This is a genomic window from Burkholderia sp. BCC1988 (assembly GCF_905339895.1).
Classification (GTDB): domain Bacteria; phylum Pseudomonadota; class Gammaproteobacteria; order Burkholderiales; family Burkholderiaceae; genus Burkholderia.
In genome coordinates, this window is the sequence record NZ_CAJPHA010000031.1 from 47,688 (window position 1) to 73,460 (window position 25,773).

22 protein-coding genes are annotated in these 25,773 nt (G+C 69.0%); 8 read left to right on the top strand and 14 right to left on the bottom strand.

Annotation, left to right across the window (positions count from 1 at the left end; genetic code table 11):
* Nucleotides 1-290: 290 nt before the first annotated feature.
* The gene (locus U4012_RS32155) at nt 291-1,451 is read left to right on the top strand and encodes a porin (RefSeq protein ID WP_321803598.1); all 1,161 of its coding nucleotides are present in this window, start codon (nt 291-293) and stop codon (nt 1,449-1,451) included.
* A 305-nt stretch (nt 1,452-1,756) separates the two neighbouring features.
* Here the strand turns inward: U4012_RS32155 and yjfF are convergent, their stop codons facing one another.
* The 4 genes from yjfF to U4012_RS32175 all read right to left on the bottom strand — a co-directional run bounded on the left by yjfF (nt 1,757) and on the right by U4012_RS32175 (nt 6,463).
* Nucleotides 1,757-2,884, bottom strand: coding sequence for a galactofuranose ABC transporter, permease protein YjfF (yjfF, locus tag U4012_RS32160; RefSeq protein WP_321803601.1), 1,128 nt, complete (start codon nt 2,882-2,884; stop codon nt 1,757-1,759).
* The gene (locus U4012_RS32165; protein WP_321803603.1) at nt 2,881-3,921 is read right to left on the bottom strand and encodes an ABC transporter permease; all 1,041 of its coding nucleotides are present in this window, start codon (nt 3,919-3,921) and stop codon (nt 2,881-2,883) included. The genes yjfF and U4012_RS32165 overlap by 4 nt, the downstream gene beginning before the upstream one ends.
* The gene (locus tag U4012_RS32170; RefSeq protein ID WP_257775629.1) at nt 3,918-5,432 is read right to left on the bottom strand and encodes a sugar ABC transporter ATP-binding protein; all 1,515 of its coding nucleotides are present in this window, start codon (nt 5,430-5,432) and stop codon (nt 3,918-3,920) included. The genes U4012_RS32165 and U4012_RS32170 overlap by 4 nt, the downstream gene beginning before the upstream one ends.
* Nucleotides 5,433-5,500: 68 nt before the next feature.
* Nucleotides 5,501-6,463, bottom strand: coding sequence for an ABC transporter substrate-binding protein (locus U4012_RS32175; RefSeq protein WP_124523762.1), 963 nt, complete (start codon nt 6,461-6,463; stop codon nt 5,501-5,503).
* 474 nt (nt 6,464-6,937) lie between these two features.
* Between U4012_RS32175 and U4012_RS32180 the strand changes: the two genes are divergently transcribed.
* On the top strand, nt 6,938-8,002 hold the full coding sequence (locus tag U4012_RS32180) for a DNA topoisomerase IB (RefSeq protein WP_321803639.1): 1,065 nt from the start codon (nt 6,938-6,940) through the stop codon (nt 8,000-8,002).
* Nucleotides 8,003-8,030: 28 nt separating this feature from the next.
* Here the strand turns inward: U4012_RS32180 and pqqE are convergent, their stop codons facing one another.
* From pqqE to U4012_RS32210, 6 genes are all read right to left on the bottom strand, one after another.
* Entirely contained in the window at nt 8,031-9,149 is a 1,119-nt protein-coding gene (gene pqqE, locus U4012_RS32185) for a pyrroloquinoline quinone biosynthesis protein PqqE (protein ID WP_321803607.1), read from the bottom strand.
* Nucleotides 9,150-9,156: 7 nt separating this feature from the next.
* Nucleotides 9,157-9,438: a pyrroloquinoline quinone biosynthesis peptide chaperone PqqD gene (pqqD, locus tag U4012_RS32190; RefSeq protein ID WP_044849078.1), complete on the bottom strand. Its 282-nt coding sequence runs from the start codon at nt 9,436-9,438 to the stop codon at nt 9,157-9,159.
* Nucleotides 9,435-10,154, bottom strand: a complete 720-nt coding sequence (gene pqqC, locus U4012_RS32195) for a pyrroloquinoline-quinone synthase PqqC (RefSeq protein ID WP_321803610.1) — start codon at nt 10,152-10,154, stop codon at nt 9,435-9,437. Before pqqC ends, pqqD begins: the two co-directional genes overlap by 4 nt.
* A gap of 2 nt (nt 10,155-10,156) precedes the next feature.
* Complete coding sequence (pqqB, locus tag U4012_RS32200; RefSeq protein ID WP_321803612.1) at nt 10,157-11,080, bottom strand: pyrroloquinoline quinone biosynthesis protein PqqB; 924 nt, start codon at nt 11,078-11,080, stop codon at nt 10,157-10,159.
* Nucleotides 11,081-11,144: 64 nt separating this feature from the next.
* Entirely contained in the window at nt 11,145-11,219 is a 75-nt protein-coding gene (pqqA, locus tag U4012_RS32205; RefSeq protein ID WP_006410019.1) for a pyrroloquinoline quinone precursor peptide PqqA, read from the bottom strand.
* A gap of 292 nt (nt 11,220-11,511) precedes the next feature.
* Nucleotides 11,512-13,536, bottom strand: a complete 2,025-nt coding sequence (locus tag U4012_RS32210) for a sigma-54-dependent Fis family transcriptional regulator (protein ID WP_321803614.1) — start codon at nt 13,534-13,536, stop codon at nt 11,512-11,514.
* Between the two features lie 323 nt (nt 13,537-13,859).
* Between U4012_RS32210 and U4012_RS32215 the strand changes: the two genes are divergently transcribed.
* Nucleotides 13,860-14,855, top strand: a complete 996-nt coding sequence (locus U4012_RS32215; RefSeq protein WP_321803617.1) for an alpha/beta fold hydrolase — start codon at nt 13,860-13,862, stop codon at nt 14,853-14,855.
* Here U4012_RS32215 and U4012_RS32220 read toward each other — a convergent pair.
* The 4 genes from U4012_RS32220 to U4012_RS32235 all read right to left on the bottom strand — a co-directional run bounded on the left by U4012_RS32220 (nt 14,840) and on the right by U4012_RS32235 (nt 19,263).
* Entirely contained in the window at nt 14,840-17,140 is a 2,301-nt protein-coding gene (locus tag U4012_RS32220) for a TonB-dependent receptor (protein WP_321803618.1), read from the bottom strand. The two genes, U4012_RS32215 and U4012_RS32220, sit on opposite strands and share 16 nt — an antisense overlap.
* A gap of 89 nt (nt 17,141-17,229) precedes the next feature.
* Nucleotides 17,230-17,658: a biopolymer transporter ExbD gene (locus U4012_RS32225; protein ID WP_321803620.1), complete on the bottom strand. Its 429-nt coding sequence runs from the start codon at nt 17,656-17,658 to the stop codon at nt 17,230-17,232.
* Nucleotides 17,655-18,371 (bottom strand): MotA/TolQ/ExbB proton channel family protein, encoded by a 717-nt coding sequence (locus U4012_RS32230; RefSeq protein ID WP_321803623.1) that lies wholly within the window; start codon nt 18,369-18,371, stop codon nt 17,655-17,657. Before U4012_RS32230 ends, U4012_RS32225 begins: the two co-directional genes overlap by 4 nt.
* Before the next feature lie 10 nt (nt 18,372-18,381).
* On the bottom strand, nt 18,382-19,263 hold the full coding sequence (locus tag U4012_RS32235) for an energy transducer TonB (RefSeq protein ID WP_321803625.1): 882 nt from the start codon (nt 19,261-19,263) through the stop codon (nt 18,382-18,384).
* Nucleotides 19,264-19,915: 652 nt separating this feature from the next.
* Here U4012_RS32235 and U4012_RS32240 point away from each other — a divergent pair.
* From U4012_RS32240 to U4012_RS32260, 5 genes are all read left to right on the top strand, one after another.
* A complete protein-coding gene (locus U4012_RS32240) occupies nt 19,916-21,643 on the top strand; it encodes a methanol/ethanol family PQQ-dependent dehydrogenase (protein ID WP_044849070.1) in 1,728 nt (575 codons plus the stop codon).
* An 82-nt stretch (nt 21,644-21,725) separates the two neighbouring features.
* Entirely contained in the window at nt 21,726-22,982 is a 1,257-nt protein-coding gene (locus U4012_RS32245; RefSeq protein WP_321803628.1) for a c-type cytochrome, read from the top strand.
* A 75-nt stretch (nt 22,983-23,057) separates the two neighbouring features.
* Nucleotides 23,058-23,375: a high-potential iron-sulfur protein gene (locus U4012_RS32250; protein ID WP_321803630.1), complete on the top strand. Its 318-nt coding sequence runs from the start codon at nt 23,058-23,060 to the stop codon at nt 23,373-23,375.
* A 16-nt stretch (nt 23,376-23,391) separates the two neighbouring features.
* Complete coding sequence (locus tag U4012_RS32255) at nt 23,392-25,245, top strand: sigma-70 family RNA polymerase sigma factor (RefSeq protein ID WP_321803642.1); 1,854 nt, start codon at nt 23,392-23,394, stop codon at nt 25,243-25,245.
* Between the two features lie 207 nt (nt 25,246-25,452).
* Nucleotides 25,453-25,773: acetyl-coenzyme A synthetase N-terminal domain-containing protein (locus U4012_RS32260; protein WP_415750422.1), on the top strand; the 321-nt coding region annotated here is incomplete at its 3' end.

Genomic DNA, 25,773 nt, shown 5'->3' on the forward strand with positions numbered 1-25,773 from the left:
ATCGCTCCAAAAAATCCATGAAGTCCGATTAAATCAAATCATTGGCGTATCACGACTATGTTACCCGCTGCACCCTCATTTATTCATCGAAAAAAATCACCCTCCCTTCTCTCCGCACACTCCACTTCGATCAAAGACATCGTCAATTCGACCAGCCTGTACGAACCGAAATGCATCACTCTCCGTTATTTTTTGGAGACACCTCGCCATTTTAATTTCGCACTAGAAATCTCTCGATGTAGTCTGCTTCCGCTCATTTGAACGCAGGCATGCTTGCAAAAGGAGAGACCATGAAACACGCATTTTTTCCTGTCCTTGCGATCGCGTCGGTCGCGATGGGCGGCGTAGCCCACGCGCAGTCGAGCGTGACGCTTTACGGGACGATCGACACGTCGCTCACGTACGTGCGCAACGCCGATGGCGGCAAGAACCTTTGGGCGCTCGGCAACAGCAGCGCCGGCAATCTGTCGGGCAGTCGTTGGGGGCTCAAGGGTTCGGAAGATCTCGGCGGCGGCCTGGCGGCGATCTTCCAGCTGGAAAACGGTTTCAATCCGAGTACGGGCGGCCTCGGTCAGGGCAGCCGCATTTTCGGCCGCCAGGCCTATGTCGGGTTGACCAGCAACCAGTATGGCTCGCTCACGCTCGGTCGCCAATACGATCCGCTGATCGACCTCGTGCAGCCGATTACCGCCGACAACTACTTCGGCAGCGTGTTCGCCACCGCCGGTGATGTCGACAACTACGACAACAGCTTCCGCGTCGACAACGCGGTCAAATACACGTCGCCCGTCATCGCCGGACTCCAGTTCGAGGCGATGTACTCGCTGGGCGGTGTCGCGGGCAGCACCGGCTCGAAGCAGTCGTATTCGGCCGGCGTGTCGTACGCCAACGGTCCGCTGAGCCTCGCCGGCGGCTACTTCTATGCAGCCAACGCGAATCCCGTCACGGGCAGTCGCACGACATGGTCGAGCACATCGGACGGCACGTTCGACGGCGCGATCAATACCGGCTACCAGACGGCCCATTCCATCGGCATCGCTCGCGTGGCCGGCCAGTATGTGATCGGTGCGTTCACCGTGGGCGCCGGCTACAGCAACGCCCAATATCGACGCGACGGCGCATCGGTGTTCGCGAAGAACGAACACTACAACACCGCCCAGGGCTTCCTGAACTATCAGGCGTCCGCGGCGCTGCTCGTCGGGGTCGGCTACAGCTTCACGAAGTCGGGCGGCGACACCGCGGCGCACTACCACCAGGCATCGGTCGGTGCCGACTACAACCTGTCGAAGCGTACGGATGTCTACATGACGGCCGCTTATCAGCATGCAAGCGGGAATACCGGGGACGGTGCCGGCGGTGCGGTGCCGGCGCAGGCGTCGATCGGTTCATACGGCTACAACGGCACGAAAAAGCAGGCCCTGGTCAATCTGGGGCTGCGTCACCGGTTCTGATCGTCACTTCGGGGCGCCGACATGTCCGGCGGTCGTCCCCAAACACTCGTGACGGCCGGCCGGCGCGGCGCTCGACGAACCGGCCGTGCTCGCCGGCAACGGCCGCCTTGCCGATATCGTGGCATGACTCGACGAGCATGCATGTGGCGTTCGTCCAGGCGGTACGGTAGCCGCTCGATGCGCCGGACCTGCACGCGGTCGAGCGGCGGACCGCGTTGCTGAAACACATCGGCATCGCCGATGCGTCGAAACATACGCCGTTCAACGCCGAACCAGATATGGATATACCCGAACCTGCATAACCGTCACCGGCGCGCCGCCGACGGCGTGAAGCGCCACACCCGCCACACCCGCCGCATCGTCGACACCAGCGCCGCATCGTCACCCGGCGCAGCTGACGCGTCCTGCGCGACTTCCCGCTTGCGCCGTTTCGGATCGAGCCCGGTGCCGCCGCTCCGCCGCCGCGCCGCATGCCGCTCGATGATCCGCTGCAGCAGGCAGAACACGCACAGCAGCGCGCCGATCACGATCCGCGTCCACCACGAGCTCAGCGTGCCGTCGAACGTGATCAGCACCTGGATCGTGCCGAGGATGCCGACGCCGAACACCGAGCCGATCACGTACCCAACTCCGCCGGTGAGCAGCGTGCCGCCGATCACGGTCGCGGCGATCGCGTCGAGTTCCATTCCCTGCGCCTGCAGCCCGTAGCCGGACAGCACGTACAGCGTGAACACCACACCGCCGAGCGCCGAACAGAAGCCGCTCAGCGCATACACGCCGACCTTCGTGCGCGCGACCGGCAGCCCCATCAGCAGCGCCGAGCGCTCGTTGCCGCCGATCGCATACACGTTGCGGCCGAAGCGCGTGAAATGCGCGACGTAGATCGCGGCGGCCAGCGTCGCGAGCGCGATCAGCGCGCCCGCGCTCAGCGTCCCGCCACCGACCGGCACGCTGATGCCCGCGAGCGCATGAAAGGTCGGCTCGTTGATCGTGATCGACTGCGTCGTGATCAGGAAGCACGCGCCGCGCGCGAGAAACATCCCGGCCAGCGTGACGATGAACGGCTGCAGCCGGAAGTAATGAATCAGCGCGCCCATCGCGGCACCGTACAGCGCGCCGAACACGAGCACGAGCGGCACGATCGCCCAGACGGGCCAGTGCCATCGTTCGGCGCCGACCGCGCAGAAGATCGTTGTCAGCGCAACGACAGAGCCGACCGACAGGTCGATGCCGCCCGACACGATCACGAACGTCATCCCGATCGCGACGATCAGCAGGAATGCGTTGTCGACGAGCAGCCCGGTCAGCACCTGCATCGAGAAGAAACCCGTATACATCACGGATCCGAAGCCGAACAGCGCGGCAAACAGCACGATCGTCACGACGATCGGCAGCGTGCGCGGGTCGGCGAGCCGTGCGAGGAATCGGTTCATCGCGGCGTCGCTCCGGTGGTGGCGCGCGAACGCGCGGAAGGCAGCAGCCGCGACGCGTGCCGGACGACCAGCGCGCGCGCCGCGTCCGACTGGATCAGCGTCACGACGATCACGACCATCGCCTTCACGACGAGCGTCGCCTCAGGCGGCACGCCGATCGAATAGGTCGTGTAGGTGAGCGTCTGGATGATCAGCGCGCCGAGCACGGAGCCGGCGAGGCTGAAGCGGCCGCCGAGCAGCGACGTGCCGCCGAGCGTCACCGCGAGGATCGCGTCGAGCTCGAGCAGCAGCCCCGCGTTGTTGCCGTCGGCGCTGCGCACGTTCGAGCTGGCGAGGATGCCGGCGAGCGCCGACATCACGCCGGAGCACAGATACACGCCGAACACGACCGCCCCCGCGCGCAAGCCCAGGAGCCGCGTCGCGACCGGGTTCACGCCGATCGCGCGGATGAACAGGCCGAGCGCCGTACGGTTCACCAGCAGCGCGCTCGCCGCGATCGTCGCAAGCGCGATCCAGACCGCGCACGGCACGGCCGCGAGATAGCCGCCGCCGAGTGCGAGGTAGCCGGGCGCGCCGATCGGGATGATCTGCCCGCCGGTCAGCAGCTGCGCGATGCCGCGTCCGGCAACCATCAGGATCAGCGTCGCGATGATCGGCTGCATCCCGACGAACGCGACGAGCACGCCGTTCCATGCGCCGGCGAGCAAGCCGACGCCGAGCGCGGCGGCGAGCGCCGTGCCGACCCGCGCCGGATCGCCGTCGAGCACGATCGCCGCGGCGGCGCCCGCGATCGCGACGATCGCACCGACCGAGATGTCGATCCCGCGCGTCGCGATCACGAGCGTCATGCCGAGCGACACGATCACGAGCGGCGCCGCGCGATTCAGGATGTCGACCGGCGCGCCGAACAGGTGACCGTCGAGCAGCGCGATCGACAGGAAGCCCGGCCGATGCGCGACGTCGAGCGCGAACAGCAGCGCGAGCGTGAGCACCGGCCACACGAGCGGATGACGAAGCAAGGCACGAAGCCGCATCATGACCGGCCTCCCGCAATCAGTTGATACACGTGTTCCTCCGACGCGTCGGCACCGGTCAGTTCGGCGACCTTGCGGCGGTCGCGCAGCACCGCGATCCGGTGGCTCACGCGCACCACTTCGCTGATCTCCGACGAGATGAACAGGATCGCGAGCCCTTGCGCGCACAGCGCGAGCACGCGCTCCATGATGTCGAATTTCGCGGCGACGTCGATGCCGCGGGTCGGCTCGTCGAGGATCAGCAGCTTCGGCTCCGTCGCGAGCCAGCGCGCGAGCAGCACTTTCTGCTGGTTGCCGCCCGACAGCAGCCCGATCGGCTGCTCCGCGTCGCGCGCCTTGATGCCGAGCCGCGCGATGTACGTGTCGGCGAGCTCGCGCTGGCGCGCACGGCTGATCAGCCGCCACCAGCCGCGCCGCGCCTGCAGCGCGAGGACGATGTTCTCGCGGATCGACAGCGCGGCGACGATGCCCTCCTTCTTGCGATCCTCCGGGCAATACGCGATCCCGTTGCGGACCGCGTCGTGCGGCGACGCGAGCCGCTTGCGCGCGCCGTCGATCTCGATCGCGCCGGTGTCGGTGCGCTCGGCCGCGAACGCGAGCCGCGCGGTCTCCGTGCGCCCCGAGCCGAGCAGCCCGGCCAGCCCGACGATTTCGCCGGGCCGCACGTCGAGATCGAGCGGGCTCATCATCCCGCGCCGGCCGACCTGCCGCATCGACAGGAACGGCGCGGCCGCATCGGCATCGCGCTGCACGGCCGCCGCGCCCGCCTGCAGCGTGCCGGACATCGGTTCGCGGCCGGTCATCTTCGCGACCAGCAGGTCGACCGGCAGGTCGCGCGCGAGGTACTCGCCCTCGCGCTCGCCGTTGCGCATCACGGTGATCCGGTCGGACACCGCGTAGGTCTGTTCGAGAAAGTGCGTGACGAACAGGATCGCGATGCCCGACGCCTTCAGCCGGCGCAGCACGTCGAACAGCCGCGCGACCTCGCCGTCGTCGAGGCTCGACGTCGGTTCGTCGAGTATCAGCACGCGCGCGTCGACCGACACGGCCCGCGCGATCGCGACCATCTGCTGCACCGCGATCGGATACGCGTCGAGCGAACGCGTGACGTCGAGCGACAGGTCGAGCTCGGCGAGCGCATCGCGTGCCCGCGCGTGGATCGTCTTCCAGTCGATCGCGCCGCGCCGCATCGGCTGCCGGCCCGCGAAGATGTTCTCCGCGACCGACAGGTTCGCGCACAGGTTCACTTCCTGGTACAGCGTCTGGATCCCGGCCGCCTCGGCCTCGCGCGGCGCGGCGAAACTCACCGGCGCGCCGCCGACGCGAATCTCGCCCGCGTCGTGCGCGTGCACGCCGGTCAGCACGTTGATCAGCGTCGACTTGCCGGCGCCGTTCTGGCCCATCAGCGCGTGGATCTCGCCCGGAAACAGCCGGAAGTTCACGCGCTGCAGCGCGTGGACACCCGGAAACGCCTTGTCGATGCCGATCATCTCGACCACCGGCGGACTCGTCATGGATCGCCCTCGATTCGAAGCGGCGGCCGGACGGCGTCGAACGCGCCGCCGTCCGCGTGCGCCGGGATTCAGTACTTGCGGGTCGGCAGCACCTGCGCCGCGACGCTCATCGGGAACACCGTCTCGTTCGTGACGATGCGCTTCGGCAGCTGCTTGCCGGCGACCACGTCTTTCACCGCGGTCATCAGCTGCGGGCCGAGCAGCGGGCTGCATTCGACGTCGACGTTGATCTTGCCGGCGACCATCGCCTGGAAGCCGCCCTTGGTCGCATCGAACGACACGACACTCACGTCCTTGCCGGGCTTGATGCCGGCTTCTTCCATCGCCTGGATTGCGCCGAGCGCCATGTCGTCGTTGTGCGCGTAGACGACGTTGATCTGCTTGCCGTAGGTCTTCGCGAACGCTTCCATCACCTGCTTGCCGCCGGCGAGCGTGAAGTCGCCGCTTTGCGACGCGATCACCTTGAACTTCGGATTGTTCTTGATCACTTCGAGCAGGCCCGCGCGGCGGTCGTTGGCGGGCGCCGAGCCGACCGTGCCCTGCAGCTCGACGATGTTGACCGGGCCCGCGTCGTTCCTGTAGCGCTCTTCCAGCCAGTGGCCCGCGCGCCGCCCTTCCTCGAGGAAGTCCGAACCGATCATCGTCACGTACAGCGACGGATCCTTCACGTCGACGCCGCGATCGGTCAGGATCACCGGAATACGGGCCGCCTTCGCTTCGGTCAGCACCGGCTCCCAGCCCGACTCGACGACCGGCGAGAACGCGATCACGTCGACCTTCTGCGCGATGAACGAACGGATCGCGCGGATCTGGTTCTCCTGCTTCTGCTGCGCGTCCGAGAATTTCAGGTTGATGCCGGCCTCCTTCGCCGCGCCCTTCACCGACACGGTGTTCGCGGTGCGCCACGCGCTTTCCGCGCCGACCTGCGAGAACCCGAGCGTGATCGGCTTTTGCTGCGCGTGCGCGCCGGTGGCCAGCACCGTCGCCGCGGCGACGATCGCGCCGGCCGCCAGCTTCCTGATGAATGTCATGGTCCGTCTCCGATGGTGTCGTTGTATGCCGCGGCGCCGGCCTGGCGCGGTGCCGTGTCGTGCTGTTGTGGTTCTGCGTGGCACGGGCGCGGTTCGGGGCGATGCGGCCCGGCCGTTGCGGCCGGCCCGAGATGTACGCCCCGGATCAGTCTAGGAACAAGTCCGATAACCTTCCAATGAAATATTGGATTGAAGCGATATCGGTATCGGCATACGTATAAACACCTAAGCGGACGGGGCCGCTCGTGAAATGAACTCGGGGCAATCAACGAGAACGCCACACGGATTGTTTTTCTCCATGATCGGCCGGCGCAACGGTAACGGCATGGCTCAGAAAGCACGGCGCACGCTTCTTGCTGTCACGCTCCGAATCGCGCGAACGACAAGGAGAAGACGATGCCCGCAGCAGCGACGAGCGGAACCCGCACCGCCGATGCGCGGATCAACCGCGCGCGTCGATCGACGCATCGCAGCATGAAGACGCGCACGCCCCGCGCGGCACCTTCGGACGCAGACGTGTCCGCCGTGCCGCTGCGCCACGTCGACGACCGGCGCCCCGGCTACACGCGCCGGCGGCTGCGCAACGGCTTCGCGTACTACGCGCCGGACGGCACGCGGATCCGCGACGCCGACGAGATCGCCCGCATCAACGCGCTCGCGATTCCGCCCGCCTACACCGACGTGTGGATCTGCACGGACCCGCGCGGCCATTTGCAGGCGACGGGGCGCGACGCGCGCGGACGCAAGCAGTATCGTTATCACCCACAGTGGCGCGCGACACGCGACGCGAACAAGTACGCACGGATGGCTGAATTCGCCCGCGCGCTGCCGCGCATCCGCGCACGCGTCGCACGCGATCTCGCGCTGCCCGGCATGCCGCGCGCGAAGATCGTCGCGACGGTCGTCCGGCTGCTCGACACGACGCTTGCGCGGATCGGCAACGCCGAGTATGCGCGCGAGAACGCGTCGTACGGGCTGACGACGCTGCGCAAGCGCCACGTGACGATCGGTCCGGGACAGGTGCGGCTGCGCTTCACGGGCAAGAGCGGGATCGAGCACGACGTGACGGTCGACGACCCGCGCGTCGGCCGCATCGTGCGCCGTTGCGCGGAGCTGCCGGGACACGAGCTGTTCCAGTATCTGGACGAAGACGGCACGCGCCATTCGGTCGGCTCGTGCGACGTGAACGACTATCTGCGCGACGCAGCGGGCGCGGCGTTCACGGCCAAGGATTACCGGACGTGGGCAGGCAGCGTGCAGGCGCTGGCGTTGCTGCGGCGCGTCCCGCAGCAGGACGTCGCGCACGCCAGCAAGCAGATCGTCGAAACGGTGCGCACCGTCGCCGAGGTCTTGCGCAACACGCCGGCCGTGTGCCGGCGCTGCTACATTCATCCGGTGGTGCTCGATACGTTCGAGGCCGGGATGCTCGCGGCGCTGCAGGTGCGCCGCACGCCGAGGGGCCTGCGCGTCGACGAAGCGGCGTTCGCGGCGCTGCTCGAGCAGGCGGCGCGGCAAGCGGTCAAGCGATCGAACAAGTGAGGCTCACCGACGTGCCGCCCGCTGCCGCTCAACTCGCGATCGAATTTGCAATACTGCGAAAGATCAGCGGCCGCTCGTCCTCCCGCGCTGCCCGCCGCGCGAACTGCACGACCTGTTCGACCCGGCCGTGATGTTCGGACTTCGCGCAGACCGGATCGGCCTGCGCCGGATCGCCGGCCAGCATGTACGCCTGGCAGCGGCACCCGCCGTGATCCGTGTGACGCTCGTCGCAGGTGCGGCACGGATCGCGCATCCACCCGTCGCCGCGAAACGCGTTGAATGCGTCGCTGTCGTACCAGATCTCCTGCAGCGACCGGTCGCGCACGTTCGGCAGCGCGAGGCCCGGCAACCCGCGCGCGGCATGGCACGGCAGCGCGGTGCCGTCCGGCGCGACGCCGAGGAACACCGAGCCCCAGCCGTTCATGCAGGCCTTCGGCCGCTGCTCGAAGTAGTCGGGCACGACGAACAGGATCTTGCACCGTTCGCCGACGAGCTTCCGGTAGCGATTGACCGTTTCCTCCGCTTCGCGCAGCTGTTCGGCGGTCGGCATCAGCTGGTCGCGATTCAGCATCGCCCAGCCGTAATACTGCGTGTTGGCAAGCTCGAGAAAATCCGCGCCGAGGTCGAGCGCCATCTCGATGATCTGGCCGACGTGCGGCAGGTTGTACCGGTGCAGCACGCAATTCAGCACCATCGGATAGCCATGCGACTTGATCAGCCGCCCGACGCCGCGCTTGAGGTCGAAGGTGCGCGTGCTGGTCAGGAAGTCGTTCAGCTCGCGCGTCGAATCCTGCAGCGACAGCTGGACATGATCGAGCCCGGCCGCCTTGAGCCGGCCGATGCGCGCGGCATTCAGGCCCACGCCCGACGTGATCAGGTTGGTATAGAAACCCAGCGACCGCGCGTGCTCGACCAGCACCTCCAGATCGTCGCGCTGCAGCGGTTCGCCGCCGGAAAAACCGATCTGCGCGGCGCCGAGCGCGCGCGCGTCGCTGATCACCGTGCGCCACGCGTCGGTGTCGAGCTCCGCGCCGTGCGTCGCGAAGTCGACGGGGTTGTAGCAGAACGCGCAGTGCAGCGGACAGCGGTACGTGAGCTCGGCGAGCAGCCACAGCGGCGCGCTCGGGCGGTTCGGAGGCGGTGTCATGTCCATGTCAGTCGAGCCAGCCGCGCAGTCGCGCATGATCGAGGAAACGATAGACGTCCGACGCGAGATCCGACGTGCTGAACAGCCGCTCGAGCTCGTCGATGATGTCGTCGAGCTCGCGCTTGCCGTCGCAGCGCGCGAGGATCTCGCCCGCGCTCGGGTTGAGCCGGACCATGCCTTCCGGATACAGGAGCACGTACGCATCCTGGGCCGCCTCCCACTGCAGGCGGTACATGCCCCTCAGCGCGGGGCGCAGCGGCACGCCGCTGACGGCTTCGTTGGAGTTCATGCGGAGTACGCCTTTTCAATCGCGTCGAGAATCGACCACAGCACATCCAGCTTGAACGACAGGATGTCGAGCGCGCGCCGCTGCGCGTCCGGTGTCGTGAAATGGCTCAGCGTCACCGCGAGCCCGTGTTCGACGTCGCGCTGCGCGAGCGGCACGCGGCTGCGGAAATACTGCAGCCCGTCCGCCTCGATCCACGGATAGTGGGACAGCCAGCCCGCGAGCCGGTCGAGGTGGATCTGCGGCGCGAACATCTCGGTCAGCGACGAGCACACGGCCTCCTGCCACGGCGCGTGCCGCGCGAAATTGACGTAGGCGTCGACCGCGAACCGCACGCCGGGCAGCACGTGCGCGAGCGACCACAGCTCCGCGCGCTCGATGCCGACCGCCTCGCCGAGCCGCGCCCAGGCCTCGATCCCGCCTTCCTGGCCGCCGTGACCGTCGTGGTCGAGAATCCGCTCGACCCACAGCCGGCGCGTGTCGCGGTCCGGGCAGTTGGACAGGATCGCCGCGTCCTTCAGCGGAATGCTGACCTGATAGTAGAAGCGGTTCGCGACCCAGCCGCGGATCTGCGCCGGCGAGCACGCGCCGGTGTTCAAGCGCCGGTTGAACGGATGATGGATGTGGTAGCGCGATTCGAGCGCGCGCAGGCGCGCCTCGAACTCCTGCGCACTCCAGGGCGTCGCGTGCAGCGCCGCGGCGGGAATCGGTGCGTTCATGGTCAGACCTCGAATTGCATGCCGTCGTGGGCGACCTCGATGCCGTGCTCGCGCAACTGCGCGCGCTGCGCGGAACCGGGGTCGAGAATCGGATTCGTGTTGTTGATGTGCGTGAGGACCTTGCGCGTGTGCGCCGGCAACTGCCGCAACTGCTCGATCATCCCGGGCCGCGCCGCGTCGCCGCACTGCGCGAGATGCCCCATGTCGGCCGCGTGCTTCGACGACAGGCCGAGGTCGATCATCTCGGTGCCGGTCCAGAAGGTGCCGTCCACCAGCACGAGATCGGCGTCGCGCATCGCGGCGCGCGCGCCGTCGTCGACGTCGGCGAGCCCCGGCGCGTAGAACGCGTGCCGGCCGGTCGCCGTATCGTCGATCAGGAGTGCGATGTTGTCGCCCGGCACGCTCGCCTCGCGGCGCGGCGAATACGGCGGCGGCTTGCTGTCGACCGGCACGGCGGTGAAGCGAAGGCCGCCGGCGCCCGCGATGGCGAACGGCTGGCCCGGCGCGATCGGGTGGACGTCGACCCCGCAGTAGTGGCCGAGCAGCGGCACGAGCGGCAGCCCGGTCGACAGGTCGTCGAGCACCGGTGCGCTCGCGTACAGCGGCAGCGGCGACGTGCGTTCGCGCAGCATCAGCAGGCCCGTCACGTGATCGATCTGCGCGTCGCACAGCACGACGGCGACGATCGCGCTGTCGCGGATCGCGCGGGCGGGCTGCAGGTCGGGGGCGGCGCGCAGTTGCGCGAGGATGTCCGGCGACGCGTTCACCAGCACCCAGTCGCTGCCGTCGCCGCTGACGGCGATCGACGATTGCGTGCGCGGCACGATGCCGTCGGTGCCGGCCCGCGCGCGACGGCAGTTGCCGCAGTTGCAGTTCCATTGCGGCAGCCCGCCGCCGGCGCCCGAGCCGAGTATCTTGATCTTCATCTGCGTGTGCTCCGGGTGCCGCCCGCATCGTGTCCGTCGATGCGGGCGGCACTGCGCGCGTCGATCAGCGGTTGGCGATGTACATCGTGATTTCGAAACCGAAACGCAGGTCGGTATAAGCCGGGGTGGTCCACTGCATGATGTGTCTCCTTGTTGAGTTGGTGAGTCGAACAAACCGCATCGATCGAGCGGCCGATACCCATTCAGCAAGGAGCGTGCCGGGGCCGGATTTGCGTCGCGCGGCGGTGTGCGCAGGCGTGCGGCCACCGCCGGGTGGTCACGGTACCGGAATCCTTACGATTGACCGACATAAACATTTCAGAATCCGTCGAGCGACGGTTCACGATGCGTGCGGCCTGGTGAGCAAGTGTTGAATCCTTGAACACCGGGTGTTGCAACCTGACACACCGGTGTGACAGTCACGGCTTCCGTCAGGGTTCGTCCGGCTCCAGCGCATCCGGCCCGGCGGCCGGCATCTTGCGGTAGATCGTGTTGCGCGACACGCCGAGCGCGCGTGCGGCGGCGGACACGTTGCCGCCATGGCGCGCAAGCGCGGCCGCAATCGCGGATGCGGCCACGTCCTGCAACCGCGCATCACCGGCCGTGGTCGCGTTCGCGAACGCTGGCGCGGGCGCATCCGCTGCGAGCTGCTGCGGCGGCGCAGCGGCGCCCTGCGCCGCCGCGCCACAGTCGCGCCGCACGTCGTCGAAGAAGTCGTCCGGCAAATGCTCGCAGCGGATCTCGCAGTCGTCGTCGACCATCGCGGCCGCGGTGCGCAGCAGGTTCGCGAGCTGCCGGAAGTTGCCCGGCCACGCGCAACGCTCGAACAGCGCCATCACGTCGGGCGCGACGCTCAACGGCCGGCGGCCGGGCCCCGACAGCGTCTCCCGCTGCAGCATCTTCTGGACGACCACCGCGAGGTCCGTGCGGTCGCGCAGCGGCGGCAGCCGTACGACGAGGCCGTTGAGCCGGTAGTACAGGTCCTCTCGGAAGCGGTTCTGCGCGATCATCTCGCGCAGGTCGCGGTGGGTCGCGCAGATGATCGCGATGTCGACGCCGATCGCCTTCGTCGAGCCGAGCGGATTGACGATGCGCTCCTGCAGCACGCGCAGCAGCCGCACCTGCAGCGGATACGGCATGTCGCCGATTTCGTCGAGGAACAGCGTGCCGCCGTTGGCCTGCAGCAGCTTGCCGGTCGCGCCCTTACGGCGGGCGCCGGTAAACGCGCCCTCCTCATAGCCGAACAGCTCGGATTCGATCAGCGTCTCCGGAATCGACGCGCAGTTGACGGCGACGAACGGCCCGTCGCGGCGCAGCGAGTCGTTGTGGATCGCCTGCGCGAGCAGTTCCTTGCCGGTGCCGGTTTCGCCGGTGATCAGCACCGGAATGTCCTTGCCGATCACCTTGCGGACCTTCGCGATCACCGCCGCGACCTGCGGATCGCCGGTGTCGAGATAGCTGAGGCGCGACAGGCTCGCCGCGCCCTGCGCGGCAGGCGGCCGCGCGGCGGGCGCTGTGCCGTCGTGCACCTCGGCGGGCCGGCTGCCCTCGGGCCGCAACGCGCGCCGGAACTGCACGCGCGCGCAGACCACCGCGCCGTTGCCGAGGTTCAGCGACACGTGCGGCTCGGTGCTCGCGCGCATCCGGTCGATCAGTTGCGCGCTCGTCACGTCGAACAGCGACGCGAGCGTATGCGCGCGCAGCGCGGCGAGCGGCATCCCGAGCTGGAACTGCGCGCTGCGGTTGGCCGACAGGAAGCGGCCGTCGGCGGTGAACGCGACGATCCCTTCCATCAGCGTGCCGAGGAATTCCGGGCGGCCGTGGAACGACACCTGCAGCGTCTCCTGGAAGGTCGTCGTGAACAGGTGGTTCTCGATCATCTGCACCGACATCTTCGCGAGCGCCATCGTGTGCTGGTGATAGCTGCGGTGGTCGCCCGTCACGTCGAGCACGCCGATCGCGTCGCCGTACGGATCGAGAATCGGCACGCTCGAGCAGGTCAGGAAATGGTTCGCGGCTAGGAAGTGCTGGTCGCCGTGCACGACCATCGGACACAGCTCCGCGAGCGCGGTGCCGATCGCGTTGGTGCCCTGCCGGTTCTCGGCCCAGTTCGCGCCGGGGCGCAGCGCGACCCGTTCCGCGCGCCGCAGGAAATCGTCGTCGCCGATCGAATGCAGGATCAGCCCTTCCGCATCGGTCAGCACGATCATGCTCTGCGTATTGACGATCTGCTCGTGCAGCGTCTCCATCACGGGCATCGCATGCACGCACAGCACGCGGTTCTGCTCGCGCTTGAGCGCCAGCGCGGCGCCGGACAGCAGGTCGTAGTCGGGACGTGCCGACGCCTGCAGGCCGAACGTCTCGGACCGCTCATGGGACTTCTGGATCGTCGGCGTCGGCCAGCCGGGCGCATGCGTGGCCCGTGCGTTGGCCGTCGGATGAACGTCATCGCGCATTGTCTCCTCCGGGGATCCTTCCGGTCGTGCCGGACTCTTTGCCCTTGATGCAAGCAAACATCGGGCCACGACGGGATGCGCGCACGATCTGGTTTCGTTGCATCGCCGCGCCGACCGAAATTGAAAGGGAAATGAAATGACGGCACTGGCTTGCCGTCGATGCGGCGTCCCGAGCGCGTGATCGACGTGATAACGTGAAACGCACGCGTGCCGCCACCCGGACGAATCCCTATCTTCATCGCCGGCGCGAATCTGGCTTCATACGGGTCGAGCGCGGCCGCATCGCGCGATTGCCTTTCCCTCTCCGTCTATACCCGGCCGACATGTCGCCATCACGCAGCCCCCGCTTCGCCCTCCCCGTGCGCCGCCTGTCCCGCGATGCATGCACGATCGCGTGGACCGAAGCCGGCAATCCGCGCGGCGCTCCGGTCGTCGTGCTGCACGGCGGACCCGGCAGCGGCAGCCGGCCGGCCGCGCTGCGCCTGTTCGACCTGACGCGCACGCGCGTCGTGCTGGTCGACCAGCGCGGCGCGGGTGCATCGACGCCGCGCGGCGGCCTGCGTCACAACGACACGATGCGACTGATCGGCGATCTCGACGCGCTGCGCGCGCGGCTCGGCATCGCACGCTGGGGCGTCGTCGGCGGGTCGTGGGGCGCGGCGCTCGCGCTCGCCTACGCGGGACGGCATCCGTCGCGCGTCACCGGCGTCGTGCTGCGCGGGTTGTTCCTCACGTCGTCGCGCGAAGTGCGCGGCCTGTTCGTCGGTGCACGCGCACGCGCGCCGCGGGCCTGGCAGCGCCTGACGGCCGCCGCCGGCACCGCGCGCGCCGATCGCCTGATCGCCTGCTGCGCGCGGCGTCTCCAGCCGGGTGCCGGCGCGGCACGGCAGCGCGCGGTCGCGCTCGCATGGAACGCGTATGAAGACGCGATCCTGACCGGGCGGCCGGCGCGCGGCGCGCGGCCGACGCAGGCCGCGATCGACCGGCTGGTCGACAAGTACCGGATCCAGGCGCACTACCTGCAACGCCATTGCTGGCTCGGCGAACGCCGCTTGCTGGCGCTCGCGCGGCAGGCCGCGCAAGCCGGCGTGCCGATACATGCGGTGCACGGCACGCGCGACCGCGTGTGCCCTGTCGACAACGTCGATCGACTCGCGCGCGCGGTGCCGGCCGCCATCGTCGAGCGCGTGCCGGCCGGGCATCTCGCGAGCGATGCTGCGCTCGCGCGTGGCGTCGCCCGCGCGGTACGCAAGATGCTCGACGTCACGGCGGCAGCCACACCGCAACACGCCGAGCCGCCCGTTCAGTCCCACGCATAGCGCGCGCCGACCCATGCGCCGCGCGGCGCGCCCGGCCCGACGAACTGTTCGTTGACGGCATTGAGCCCGTCGAACGAATGGTTCGGACCATTGAAGAAGTTCCGGCCGAGCATCCCGAAGCTCGCATAGCGCTTGTCGAGCAGGTTGGTGACCGACGCGAACAGTTGCAGCTGCTTCGTGACCTGCCAGGTCGTATCGAGATCGATGAGGACATAGCCGGGCACCTTGCCGTTCACGTCCTGGTTGTTCTCGTCGCCGCGCGCGAACACGCCGCTGCGATAGGTGATGCGGGTGCCGACGGTCCACGTCGGCGTCGCCGCATAGTCGAGCCGCAGCTTCACGGTGCTCGACGGAATCCCGGGAATGCGGTCGCCGGAGCGGACGACGATGTTGCCGTGCGCATCGGCGCTCGAATTGCTCGCGCTGCTTTCGGCCCACGTCGAGCGGTAGCTGGCGTCGACATAGCTGTAGCTGACGCCGATGCCGAGCGGCCCGAGCCGCGTGTGGCCCGCGAGTTCGAAGCCTTGCCGGCGCGTCTTGCCGACGTTCTGGAAATAACCGAGCGTGCTCGCGCCGCCGTTGCTGCTGATGAACTGGATGTCATCGTCGAGCGTCGTGCGGTAGACGGCCGCGCTCCACGTCGTCTCCTGGCCTGCCCGGCCGCGCGCGCCCAGCTCGATCGTCTTCGCGATCACGGGCTTTAGCGCCGGATCGGCGAGAAAGTCGTTCGGCAACGAGCACGGTGCGGCCGGATCGGCGCACGCGAGCTCGATCGCGGTCGGCGAGCGCATTCCTTCGTTGTACGTCGCATACGCGGTGAAGCCCGGCGCCGGATTCCACGTGACGCCGACGGCCGGATTGAACCGCGCGAACGTATGGCGCGCGGTCAGCAGCGGCTGCAGGCCGCTCACGTCCTCGATCGCCGCGCGCGACACGTTGTAGCGGCCGGCCAGCGTCAGCGACCATTGCCGCGTCAGCGCGAGCGTGTCGTCGAAGTAGACGCCGTAGTTCGCGTTGCGCGTCTTCGCGCGCGTCGTCTGCGTGAAGTCGCCGATGCCGACCGTCGCGCGCGTCGCCGTGAACATCGCATCCTGCGACGATTGCTCGAACCCCGAGTTCGCGAGATCGGCGGATGCGCCCGCCACGAACTGGTTGTCCATGCCGGCGAGCTTGCCGAGCAGCGTCAGCTGCAGGTTCGCGCCGTAGCTGTCGGTCGCGATCACCGAGCGGGCGTTGGCTGCCTGCACGGTGTCGGTGGCGCCGCTGCCGTCGACGCTGCCGAAATCGTCGTTCACATTGCTGCTGATGTTGGTGTTGCGATAGTGCCGGTAATAGACGTTCCCGCTCAACTGCACGTGGTCGCCGAACGAATGGTCGCCCGCCACGGTGACGTACGCGGCGCTGTTGCGGTTCAGGTCGGGATAGGTGTAGGCCTGCGCGCGATTGTCGAGAAACGTGCGCGGAATCGTCTGCGAGCCTTGCAGCGCGTTGTCCGCGCCGCCGGCCGAGATCGACAGCGTCGTATCGGCGTCCGTGTAGCGCAGCTTGCCGAAGCCCTGCCGCACGCGGCTCGCGTTGTGATCGGCCCAGCCGTTGTCGTTCGCGACGTTGCCCGTCACGTAATAGTCGAGGTGGCTGCCGACGCGTCCGCCCTGCTCGATCTGCGCGGTCTTGCGTCCCCACGATCCGATCGATACCTGTGCGGCGCCGCCCGGGCTCGTCCTGCCGTTCTTCGTCGTGATCGCGAGCGCGCCGCCGAGCGTGTTGAGGCCGTAGGTCGGATTCGAACCGGGGATCAGCTGCATCGTGTCGATCGCCGCCTGCGGGATCAGGTCCCAGTTCACGACGTCGCCGAACGGCTCGTTGACGCGTACGCCGTCGACAAACACCGACAGCCCCTGCGGCGTGCCGACGACCGGCGACGCGGTGAAGCCGCGGTAGTTCACATCCGTCTGGTACGGATTGCCCTGTGCCTCGTTGATGTCGACGCTCGAGACGTTCTTCTCGAAGTAGTCGGTCAGCACGCTGTCGTGCTGGCGCGCGAGGTCCTCGCCGCGAATCGTCTGCACGTTGGCCGGCACGCGCGAGAGCGGCGTGCCGATCCCGAGCAGCGGCGTCGTGCCGACGACGACGATCGGCGCGAGCGTCGGCGCATCGGCGTTGCCGGCCGGTTCGACCTGCGCCGACGCGGGCGCCAGCCAGCCGCCGAGCATGCCGCCGAAGCACAGAGCCACGCCCGCGCGCCGTGCGGCGAAGCTGCGCTTCGCCCCATCGGTTTCCTGCATCTCCACGTCTCCTCTTTTCTTGTCTTTGCGTCGTTATATCGTTATCCGTATCGATGGGTCGGCGACCATCTCCGCCGCCCTCGTTCGCTTCACGGCGCCGGCCCGGCAGCGCCGTCCGCCGTCGCGATCGCGACATGCGCGACACGCGCGCGTCCGATCGACGCGATGACGCCGGCCACGGTGCCGAACGGCTCGTTGCGGTCCGCGTGCAGGCTCACGCTCGTCTGCGGTTCGTGCGCGACGCGGCGTGCCAGCACGGCTTCGACCTCGGCCGGCGCGGCCGGCGTGCCGTCGATCCGGACCGCGCCGTGCGCGTCGACGGTCACGGTGACGGTCGACGCACGCAGGTCGCGCGCGGGCGCGGCTGCCTTCGGCAGGTCGACGCGGATCGCATGCGTCATCAGCGGCGCCGCGACCATGAAGATCACCAGCAACACGAGGACGACGTCCACGAGCGGCGTCACGTTGATCTCGCCGAGCGGTTCGCCCGCGTCGGCTTCGCGCTCGTCCGTCCTCATACGGCCGCCCGGCGCACGCCCGCATTGCTTGCCGCCGGCAGCGCGGCATGCAGCGGCGCGTCGATCCGGAAGCGGCGCTGTTCGGCCAGCGCGATCAGGTCCTGCCCGAACTCGTCGAGCCCGGCCGTCACGGTCTTGAGCTGCCGCAGGAACAGGTTGTAAGCTAGCACCGCCGGAATCGCGACGCCGATCCCGATCCCGGTCGCGACCAGCGCCTGGCCGATCGGCCCCGCGATCGCATCGATGCCGTTCGTGGCCGACGCCGTCATCGACTGCAACGTGTGGACGATGCCGAACACGGTGCCGAACAGCCCGACGAACGGCGCGACGTTCGCAATCGACGCGAGCACGGTGAGCCCGCGCTCGAGCGGCCGCCGTTCGCGCCGGATCGCGCGCGCGAGCGTGCGTTCGAGCAGGTCGCGGCGGTCCCACGCAACCAATGTGGCCGGGGCGTGCGGCTCGGGTGCGTCGAGATCGCGCAATGCGGCGCACACGGCGCGCTGCAGGCGTGCGTTCGGGCTGGCGGCCGCCTCGTCGTCCGTCGGCATCGACAGTGCCGCGCGATCGCCGCGGCCCGCGGCAAAGCGGCGGTTGCCGAGCGCGACGCGCGCATACAGCAGCGCCTTGACGACGATCAGCGTCCAGGTGAGCGCCGACAGCACCGCAAGAAGCGCAAACGCACTGACAACCGCGTAGTGGATGTAGTCATGCATGAACGACTCCCTAGTTTCCGAGTTTGAACACGACCGGCACCCTGACCCAGCCGTCGATCGATTCCGTGCCGCGTTTCGCCGGCACGAAGCGCCAGTCCGTGACCGCCGCGACGGCCGCCTCGTCGAGCGCGTCGTGTCCGCTGCTCGCCGACAGCAGGACCTGGTCGGGCCGGCCGCTCGCGAGCACATGCACGTTCAGCAATGTGGTGCCTTCCCAGCCGCGCCGCTGCGCGACGTCCGGATAGTCGGGCGCGGGATTGCGCAGGTACGCCGCCGCGAACCGCGGTGCGGTGACGGGTTCGGGCGCGGTTGCCGATGGTGCGGCGGGCGCCGCGTGCGCAGGCACCGTCTCGGTATCGGCCGATGCGTGTGCGGCGGCCGGCGACGCCGGTTCCGGTACCGCCCCGGCTCCCTGCAATTCGCCGTCCGGCCGCGCCACGGCGGTTGCGGCCGGGGGCTGGCGCGAAGGACTTGTGCGATCGACCCGACGCGGCACCGTCGGGTTCGGCCGAATCTCCCGAGGCATGACCGTTTCGCGGCGCGCATGCGAAGGCCTGTGCACGGGGGGAACCGGTGTTGCGCTATCCGTACGGCGCTGCTCGCCCGGTTCGGCCACCCGCGCAGATTCGCTCGCGTCCACTTCGACGGCGAGCGCACGGGCTAGCGTCGGGCGGGCAGCTGGCACCCATGCATGCCACAGCGCGACCGCGATGGCCGCATGGACGGCGAATACCGCCAGCGCGACCGTGTGCAGCGGTTCGCGTGCGCGCACGGCCTGTGACATCGCGATCGTCGCCGCATCCGCGCCGACCGGCGCGATGCCGTATGCGAGCGCAACCACGCGGCGGCGGTCGGACCTGCGATTGGCATCGAACGGCATCGGGACGGGCATGGTGGTTTCTCGCTGCGCGGAATCGTTGCCGGTTCGAACGGCAAGAAGCGTGCCGATGCCCGCATCGCCCGGCCGGCGCAGGTTGAAGCCGCCACGCGTCGATATGCAACCGCCGTCCTGTTGCAGTTCGTGCCACCGCTGTTGCACCTGTGTCAATTTGGATCAACGGTACGGCGCTCGCGCAGTCGTATGCGCGATCGTCGTTCGGATCGAGCGCGCCGCCGCGGGCGCGCGGTCCGTTGCATGCGTGCGTCGCACCGGGTAACGGCGCGCCATCTACTCACACAGTCGACGACGATCGCCGTCCCTGCGCCGCACCGTCATTCATTCAGGCATGCCCTCGCGCATGACCGCCGCGATTGGCCGTGCGCCACGTATCGCATGCGCGCGGCTCACGTCCGCTCACGGCGTTGTCATGTTTCGCAACACTCGGCCCGCGGCTGTCCCCGAACGCAACACCCGCGGATCACCCGCGCCGCGCCGCCCGCGTCGCCGCAACGCGCGCAATCGGCCGCTGCGCCTTGCGCGGCAAGGCGCGCGCCGCAGTGGCATGCGATTTGCGTGACTAGCTGCGCACTGGACCCGGATCCCCACCCTGCCGGCCCGGCCATGTGTTGGCCGCGGTGCGACCACAATGACTCAGGAGACAACCATGAAAAAACTCTCGGCTTCGACGAGCCGACTGGCAACGATCGGCATCGCGGCGGCTGCCGCGATCGCCTTGAATCCCGGCCTGGTGGACGCTGCCGCGGATTATCCGGCCGTCACGTACCAGCGGCTCACGGATGCGCAACGCGATCCGGGCTGGCTCACCTACTACCGCACGTACAGCGGCCAGGCGCATTCGCCGCTCAAGCAGATCGACGCGTCGAACGTGAAGCAGCTCACGCAGGCGTGGAGCTACAAGTTTCCGGCCGAGCTGAAGCAGGGTTTCGAGGCCACGCCGATCGTCAACGGCCGCTACCTGTTCGTGACCACGCCGAAGGACAACGTGTACGCGTTCGACGCGGCCACCGGCGCGCAGCTGTGGAAATACGAACCGAAGCTCGGCGCGGAATCGTTCAAGACGGCCTGCTGCGACGTCGTGAACCGCGGCGTCGCGCTGTACGGCAAGAACGTCTACGTCGCGATGCTGAGCGGCGAGGTGGCCGCGCTCGACGCGCAGACCGGCGCGCTCGTGTGGAAGAAGCAGATGTTCGAACCGGGGCTCGGCTACGCGTTCTCGCTCGCCCCGCTCGCGCTCGACGGCGCGATCGTGGTCGGCAGCTCGGGCGGCGAATACGGCGCACGCGGCTTCATCGCGGCGCTCAGCCCGAACGACGGCACGCTGCTGTGGAAGCGCTTCACGATCCCCGGCCAGGGCGAGAAGCACGCCGATACCTGGCCCGACGGCATGCAGGCGCACGGCGGCGCCCCGGCCTGGCTGACCGGCACCTACGACGCGGCGACGCGCACGCTGTACTGGGGCGTCGGCAACCCGGGGCCGTGGCTCGCGGACCTGCGGCCGGGCGACAACCTGTACTCCGATTCGCTGCTCGCGCTGGATCCGAAGAACGGCGACCTCAAGTGGCACTACCAGTACACGAAGCACGACACCTGGGACTACGACGGCGTCAACACGCCGGTGCTCGCGACGATCAAGTACAAGGGCAAGGAACACGACGCGATCGTCCATGCCGACCGCAACGGCTACTTCCACGCGATCGACCGCGACACCGGCAAGCTGATCTATGCGGAGCCGTTCGTGAAGGCGACGTCGGTCACCGGCTACACGGAAGACGGCGCGCCGATCCAGGATCCCGCGAAGTATCCGAAGGTCGGCACGACGATCGACACGTGCCCGAGCTTCCTCGGCGGCAAGAACTGGTGGTCGATGTCGTACGACCCCGTGCGCCATCTCGCGATCGTCCCGGCGCTGCATGCATGCATGAGCCTGTCGGGCAAGTCGGTCAACTACATGGAAGGGCTGCCGTATCTCGGCGAAGGCTTCGAGATCAAGCCGGAGCCGGGCAGCGAAGGCTACGGCGAACTCCAGGCGATCGACGTGAACACCGGCAAGAAGGTGTGGAGCCACTGGAGCAAGCTGCCGTGGAACGGCGGCGTCGCGACGACCGCGAGCGGCCTCGCGTTCAGCGGCTCGCTCGACGGCCACCTGTACGCGTTCGACGTGTCGACCGGCAAGGTGCTGTGGGAGAGCCCGAAGCTCGCGAGCGGGATCATCGCGCAGCCGTCCGTCTTCGAAGTCGACGGCAAGGAGTACGTAGCAGTGCTCGCCGGCTACGGCGGCGCCAACCCGATCTGGGGCGGCCCGATGGCCAAGGCGGCGGACGACGTGCCGCGCGGCGGCACGCTGTACGTGTTCGCCCTCGACCGCGGCTGATCGACGTCCGTTCAACCGCATCGCACCCGCGCCGCCGGCGCGGGTGCCGCCCCCCTTCTCCATTTCAACCGAGCGTACGATCATGAACCTCCGACTTTCCCGCCTCGCCGTGGCCAGTGCGCTCGCGGCAGGCACGGCGCTGACCCCGGTGCCGTCCACGGCCGCGACGGCGGTACGCGTCTGCTCGCTGCCCGGCACGCCGACGGCCGCGCTCGACAAGGCCGTCGCCCGCGAGGTGTTCCGCACGGCCGGCATCGTCGCCAGCTTCGCCGCACACGACGCGGGCGGCAGCGACGACGACGGCGTATCCGCGCACGAACTCGCCGGCATCCTCGAACGCGATTGCGACGTGCTCGCCGGCTTCCCGCGCTCGGCCATCGCCGACGCATCCGACACGAAGCTGCTGTTCTCGCAGGGCTACCTGCGCTCCGGCTACGTGAGCGTCACGCGCCGCGATGCCGGCACGCCGCCGACCGGCCGGGAAATCGTCGCGGCCACCTACGCGAGCCCCGCGCAACTGATCGCGGTTCAGCAGAAGAACGCGCGCTTCGATCTCGAGAACACGTCCGAGCAAACGGTCGACGCGGTCGCCCGCGGCCGCGCGCATCGCGCGATCGTCTGGTATCCGGCGGTCGTCGCGTACCAGGCCGCGCATCCGAAACAGGCGTTCCGCATCGGCGCGACCTCGTCGCCGTATGCGGAGTGGCAGCTCACGTTTGCGTTCGCGCCGCGCTCGGCCGCGTTGCAGCAGCGGATCGACGCGGCACTCACGCAGATGAAGGACAACGGTCGGCTCGCCGCGCTGACCCGCAAGTGGGCACTGCCCGGCAGCGCGCTCGAAGCGCACGAGTCGCGCACGCCGTCGCGTTTCCTCGACGGCGCGACGGCGAGCGCAGGCCGCGCGCCCGCTAGCCTGCTGCGCGCGCGCAACGTGAGCGCAGGCGGCTTCATCCGCGTCGCCGCGAGCAGCGGCGACGCCGCGCCGACGTTCGACGCGGCCCAGGTCGCACACGGCAAGGAAATCTACGGCAATGCGTGCGCGAAGTGCCACGGCGCCGACCTCGAAGGCAACACCGCGCCCGCGCTGAGCGGCCCGTCGTTCGCGCCGCTGTCGCATTCGCACCTGACGATCGGCGGCGTGTTCGGCTACATGGCGACCAACATGCCGGCGGACCAGCCCGGCAAGCTGAAGGACGAAGACTACGCGGACCTGATGGCCTTCCTGCTCGCGTCGAACGGCTATGCCGCCGGCAAGAGCAAGTTGACGGCCGATACCGCCCACGCGTCGAGCGCGCCGCTCGTCGCCGGTCCCGCCGCGCACAAGGACGCGAGCCAGTAACACGGGGCAAGCGGCTCCGCCACGCGATGCGGGCCGCGCCCTTCCCCACGATTTCATCTTCACCAGGAAACGACCGTGACGTACCCGACCTCCCGCAGAACCTTCATCATCCATACCATCGGCCTGTGCGCGACGCTCGCCGCCGCACGCACGGCACTCGCGGCCCCGCCGCTCGTCGACGAGAACGACGCCGCCGCGAAGACGCTCGGCTATCGCGCGCACGCGTCCAGCGTCGACGCCGCGCAGTTCCCGAAATACCAGGCCGGCCAGCGCTGCGTGAACTGCCGCTTCTACAAGGGCGAAGCGGCGGATGCCGCCGGCACGTGTCCGATGTTCGGCGGCAAGCTGGTCGCGGCGGACGGCTGGTGCAACGTGTATGCGAAGCGCGCGTGACGCGTCGCGCGACGGGATGCCGGCGCGGCACGCACCGGCGCCCGCGGCCGGCATCGACGACGGCGCGCCGCCGCACGCCGTCGCGCATCTGCACGCGCTGATCGCGACCGGCCTGTCGCGCGGCTTCGTCACGCGCGGCGACATCATCGACGCGCTGCCCGACGACGATGCGAGCGACGGCGGCATCGATGCGGCCGCCGCGATGCTCGCCGAACTCGGCATCGCGGTGTGCGACAGCGCCGATACCGCGAGCGGCTGGACGCTCGACCGCTACTTCCGGCCCGCGCCGCCCGCGCGTGCATGGGCCGACGGCGCCGGCACGCTCGCCGCGGCCGACCTGCTCACGCCGCGCACGACCGACCCGGTCCGGCTGTACCTGCGCGAGATGGGCACGACACCGCTCCTCACGCGCGACGAGGAATTCGCGTACGCGCAGCGCATCGAGCGCGGCCGCGCGGCGGCGGTCGCGGTGCTGTGCGGCGATCCCGATGCACTCGACGCGCTGGTGTCGATCCGCACCGAGATCGCCGAATGCCGGACCGCCGCGTCGACCTACGTGATCTTTCTCGCCGACGGCCCTCGCGACGATCGACCGGCGGACACAGTCGATGCGAACGCTTCGCCCGCTTCCACCGGCGAACCCGCACGCGACGACGCGACGCCACCGGAGGATTCGGCCTGGCGCGACGCCGTCGTGGCACGGCTCGCCCGCATCGACGCGCTCGCCGGCGGCATGCGCGCGGCGCTGCTGTCGGGCGGCACCGCTTCCGCCGCGTATCGCGCGCAAGTCCGCGACGTCGCGGCGCTGCTCGGCACGGTGAGCCTGTCCGCCCGCGCACTCGAACGGATGAGCGAACCGTTGCGCAAGCGCGCATGCCGGCAGCGCGCACTGCGGGGCCGGCTCGCGCGGATGCTGGCCGACGTGGGCGTCCCGCCGTCGTTTGCGCGGTCGAGCGACGACGACCACGCGGGCTGGCTCGCGTCGTGCATCGCCGCCCATCCGGCCTGCGGGCCGACGCTGACGCGGCGCGCGGCCGAGTTCGTCGATGCACGCGCCGCGATCGTGCGCGATGCCCCGGCGTCGGCGCTGCCGCCCGGCGCGACCGCGTCGCTCGATGCGCGGCTCGCTGCGATCGAGCGCGCGATGCAGCCGGCGAGGACGGGCCTGTTCGACGCGAACCTCCGGCTCGTCGTGTCGATCGCGAAGCGCTATCCCGATCGCGGGCTGCCGTTCGCCGACCTGATCCAGGAAGGCAACATCGGCCTGTTGAAGGCGATCGAGCGCTACGACTACCGGCGCGGTTTCCGCTTCTCGACCTACGCGACCTGGTGGATCCGGCAGGCGATCACGCATGCGCTCGCCGACCTCGGCCGCACGATCCGCGTGCCGACGCATACGGTCGACGCACTGAACAAGCTGTCGCGGCTCGCGCGCGAGCATCGGCAACGCGCGGGCACGGCCGCGACGCCGGCCGAACTGGCCGTCCACATGGGCGAGCCGGTCGACAAGGTGCGCGACCTGATGGCGATCGTGAAGGAGCCGGTGTCGGCGGACTTGCCGGTCTCGCCGGAAGGCGACATGACGTTCGCCGACGTCGCGCCGGACCTGTCGTCGCCGTCGCCCGAAGACGCCGCCGGCGCCGCCCAGTTGCGCCATACGATCGCCGCCGCGATCGACCGGCTACCGCCGCGCGAAGCGACGGTCCTGCGGTTGCGCTACGGACTGCATGCGGACGAAGGCTGCTCGCTGCGCGACATCGGCCGCCAGTTGAACCTGTCCGCCGAACGCGTGCGGCAGATCGAGGCGTCGGCGCTCGCGCGGCTTCGCGCATCCGACGCGCTCGGCGCGCTCCGATCGTTCATCGCGTAGCGCGGCGTCCGGCCAGCGGCGTGCACGCCGCGCATCGTGTGCCGTGTTGACGCCTGCAACACCTGCTGCTGCATTTCGACGCAACGCGCAGGCCGGCAAGCGCACCGAGTGCCTGGTCTTTTTATGCTTTGCACTGCATATCGATCTACGTGAACCGCACTGCAACGCGCACGCACGCCGCTGCGGCCGAATACCCGCGCGACTGGCATGCAAGTTGCGTTTCAACAGTCAGGCCGCACACCAACGATTTCCACGGAGAACACCTTGACTGCCCTCGTATCGATCCTGCAGGAACACCGAATCTTCGAACCGTCGGCCGACGCGCGCGAGCGCGCCAACATCTCCGGCATGCCGGCCTACCGTGCACTGGCCGCCGAGGCCGAGCAGGATTACGAAGGCTTCTGGGCGCGTCTCGCGCGCGAGGGCCTCAGCTGGCACAAGCCGTTCACGAAGGTGCTCGACGAGAGCGACGCGCCGTTCTACAAATGGTTCGACGACGGCGAACTCAACGCGTCGTACAACTGCCTC

Bases quoted from the DNA above. Each gene is read 5' to 3' on its own strand.
- U4012_RS32155 (WP_321803598.1), top strand. From the start codon at position 291: ATGAAACACGCATTTTTTCCTGTCCTTGCGATCGCGTCGGTCGCGATG.
- yjfF (WP_321803601.1), bottom strand. From the start codon at position 2,884: ATGAACCGATTCCTCGCACGGCTCGCCGACCCGCGCACGCTGCCGATC.
- U4012_RS32165 (WP_321803603.1), bottom strand. From the start codon at position 3,921: ATGATGCGGCTTCGTGCCTTGCTTCGTCATCCGCTCGTGTGGCCGGTG.
- U4012_RS32170 (WP_257775629.1), bottom strand. From the start codon at position 5,432: ATGACGAGTCCGCCGGTGGTCGAGATGATCGGCATCGACAAGGCGTTT.
- U4012_RS32175 (WP_124523762.1), bottom strand. From the start codon at position 6,463: ATGACATTCATCAGGAAGCTGGCGGCCGGCGCGATCGTCGCCGCGGCG.
- U4012_RS32180 (WP_321803639.1), top strand. From the start codon at position 6,938: ATGAAGACGCGCACGCCCCGCGCGGCACCTTCGGACGCAGACGTGTCC.
- pqqE (WP_321803607.1), bottom strand. From the start codon at position 9,149: ATGACACCGCCTCCGAACCGCCCGAGCGCGCCGCTGTGGCTGCTCGCC.
- pqqD (WP_044849078.1), bottom strand. From the start codon at position 9,438: ATGAACTCCAACGAAGCCGTCAGCGGCGTGCCGCTGCGCCCCGCGCTG.
- pqqC (WP_321803610.1), bottom strand. From the start codon at position 10,154: ATGAACGCACCGATTCCCGCCGCGGCGCTGCACGCGACGCCCTGGAGT.
- pqqB (WP_321803612.1), bottom strand. From the start codon at position 11,080: ATGAAGATCAAGATACTCGGCTCGGGCGCCGGCGGCGGGCTGCCGCAA.
- U4012_RS32210 (WP_321803614.1), bottom strand. From the start codon at position 13,536: ATGCGCGATGACGTTCATCCGACGGCCAACGCACGGGCCACGCATGCG.
- U4012_RS32215 (WP_321803617.1), top strand. From the start codon at position 13,860: ATGTCGCCATCACGCAGCCCCCGCTTCGCCCTCCCCGTGCGCCGCCTG.
- U4012_RS32220 (WP_321803618.1), bottom strand. From the start codon at position 17,140: ATGCAGGAAACCGATGGGGCGAAGCGCAGCTTCGCCGCACGGCGCGCG.
- U4012_RS32225 (WP_321803620.1), bottom strand. From the start codon at position 17,658: ATGAGGACGGACGAGCGCGAAGCCGACGCGGGCGAACCGCTCGGCGAG.
- U4012_RS32230 (WP_321803623.1), bottom strand. From the start codon at position 18,371: ATGCATGACTACATCCACTACGCGGTTGTCAGTGCGTTTGCGCTTCTT.
- U4012_RS32235 (WP_321803625.1), bottom strand. From the start codon at position 19,263: ATGCCCGTCCCGATGCCGTTCGATGCCAATCGCAGGTCCGACCGCCGC.
- U4012_RS32240 (WP_044849070.1), top strand. From the start codon at position 19,916: ATGAAAAAACTCTCGGCTTCGACGAGCCGACTGGCAACGATCGGCATC.
- U4012_RS32245 (WP_321803628.1), top strand. From the start codon at position 21,726: ATGAACCTCCGACTTTCCCGCCTCGCCGTGGCCAGTGCGCTCGCGGCA.
- U4012_RS32255 (WP_321803642.1), top strand. From the start codon at position 23,392: ATGCCGGCGCGGCACGCACCGGCGCCCGCGGCCGGCATCGACGACGGC.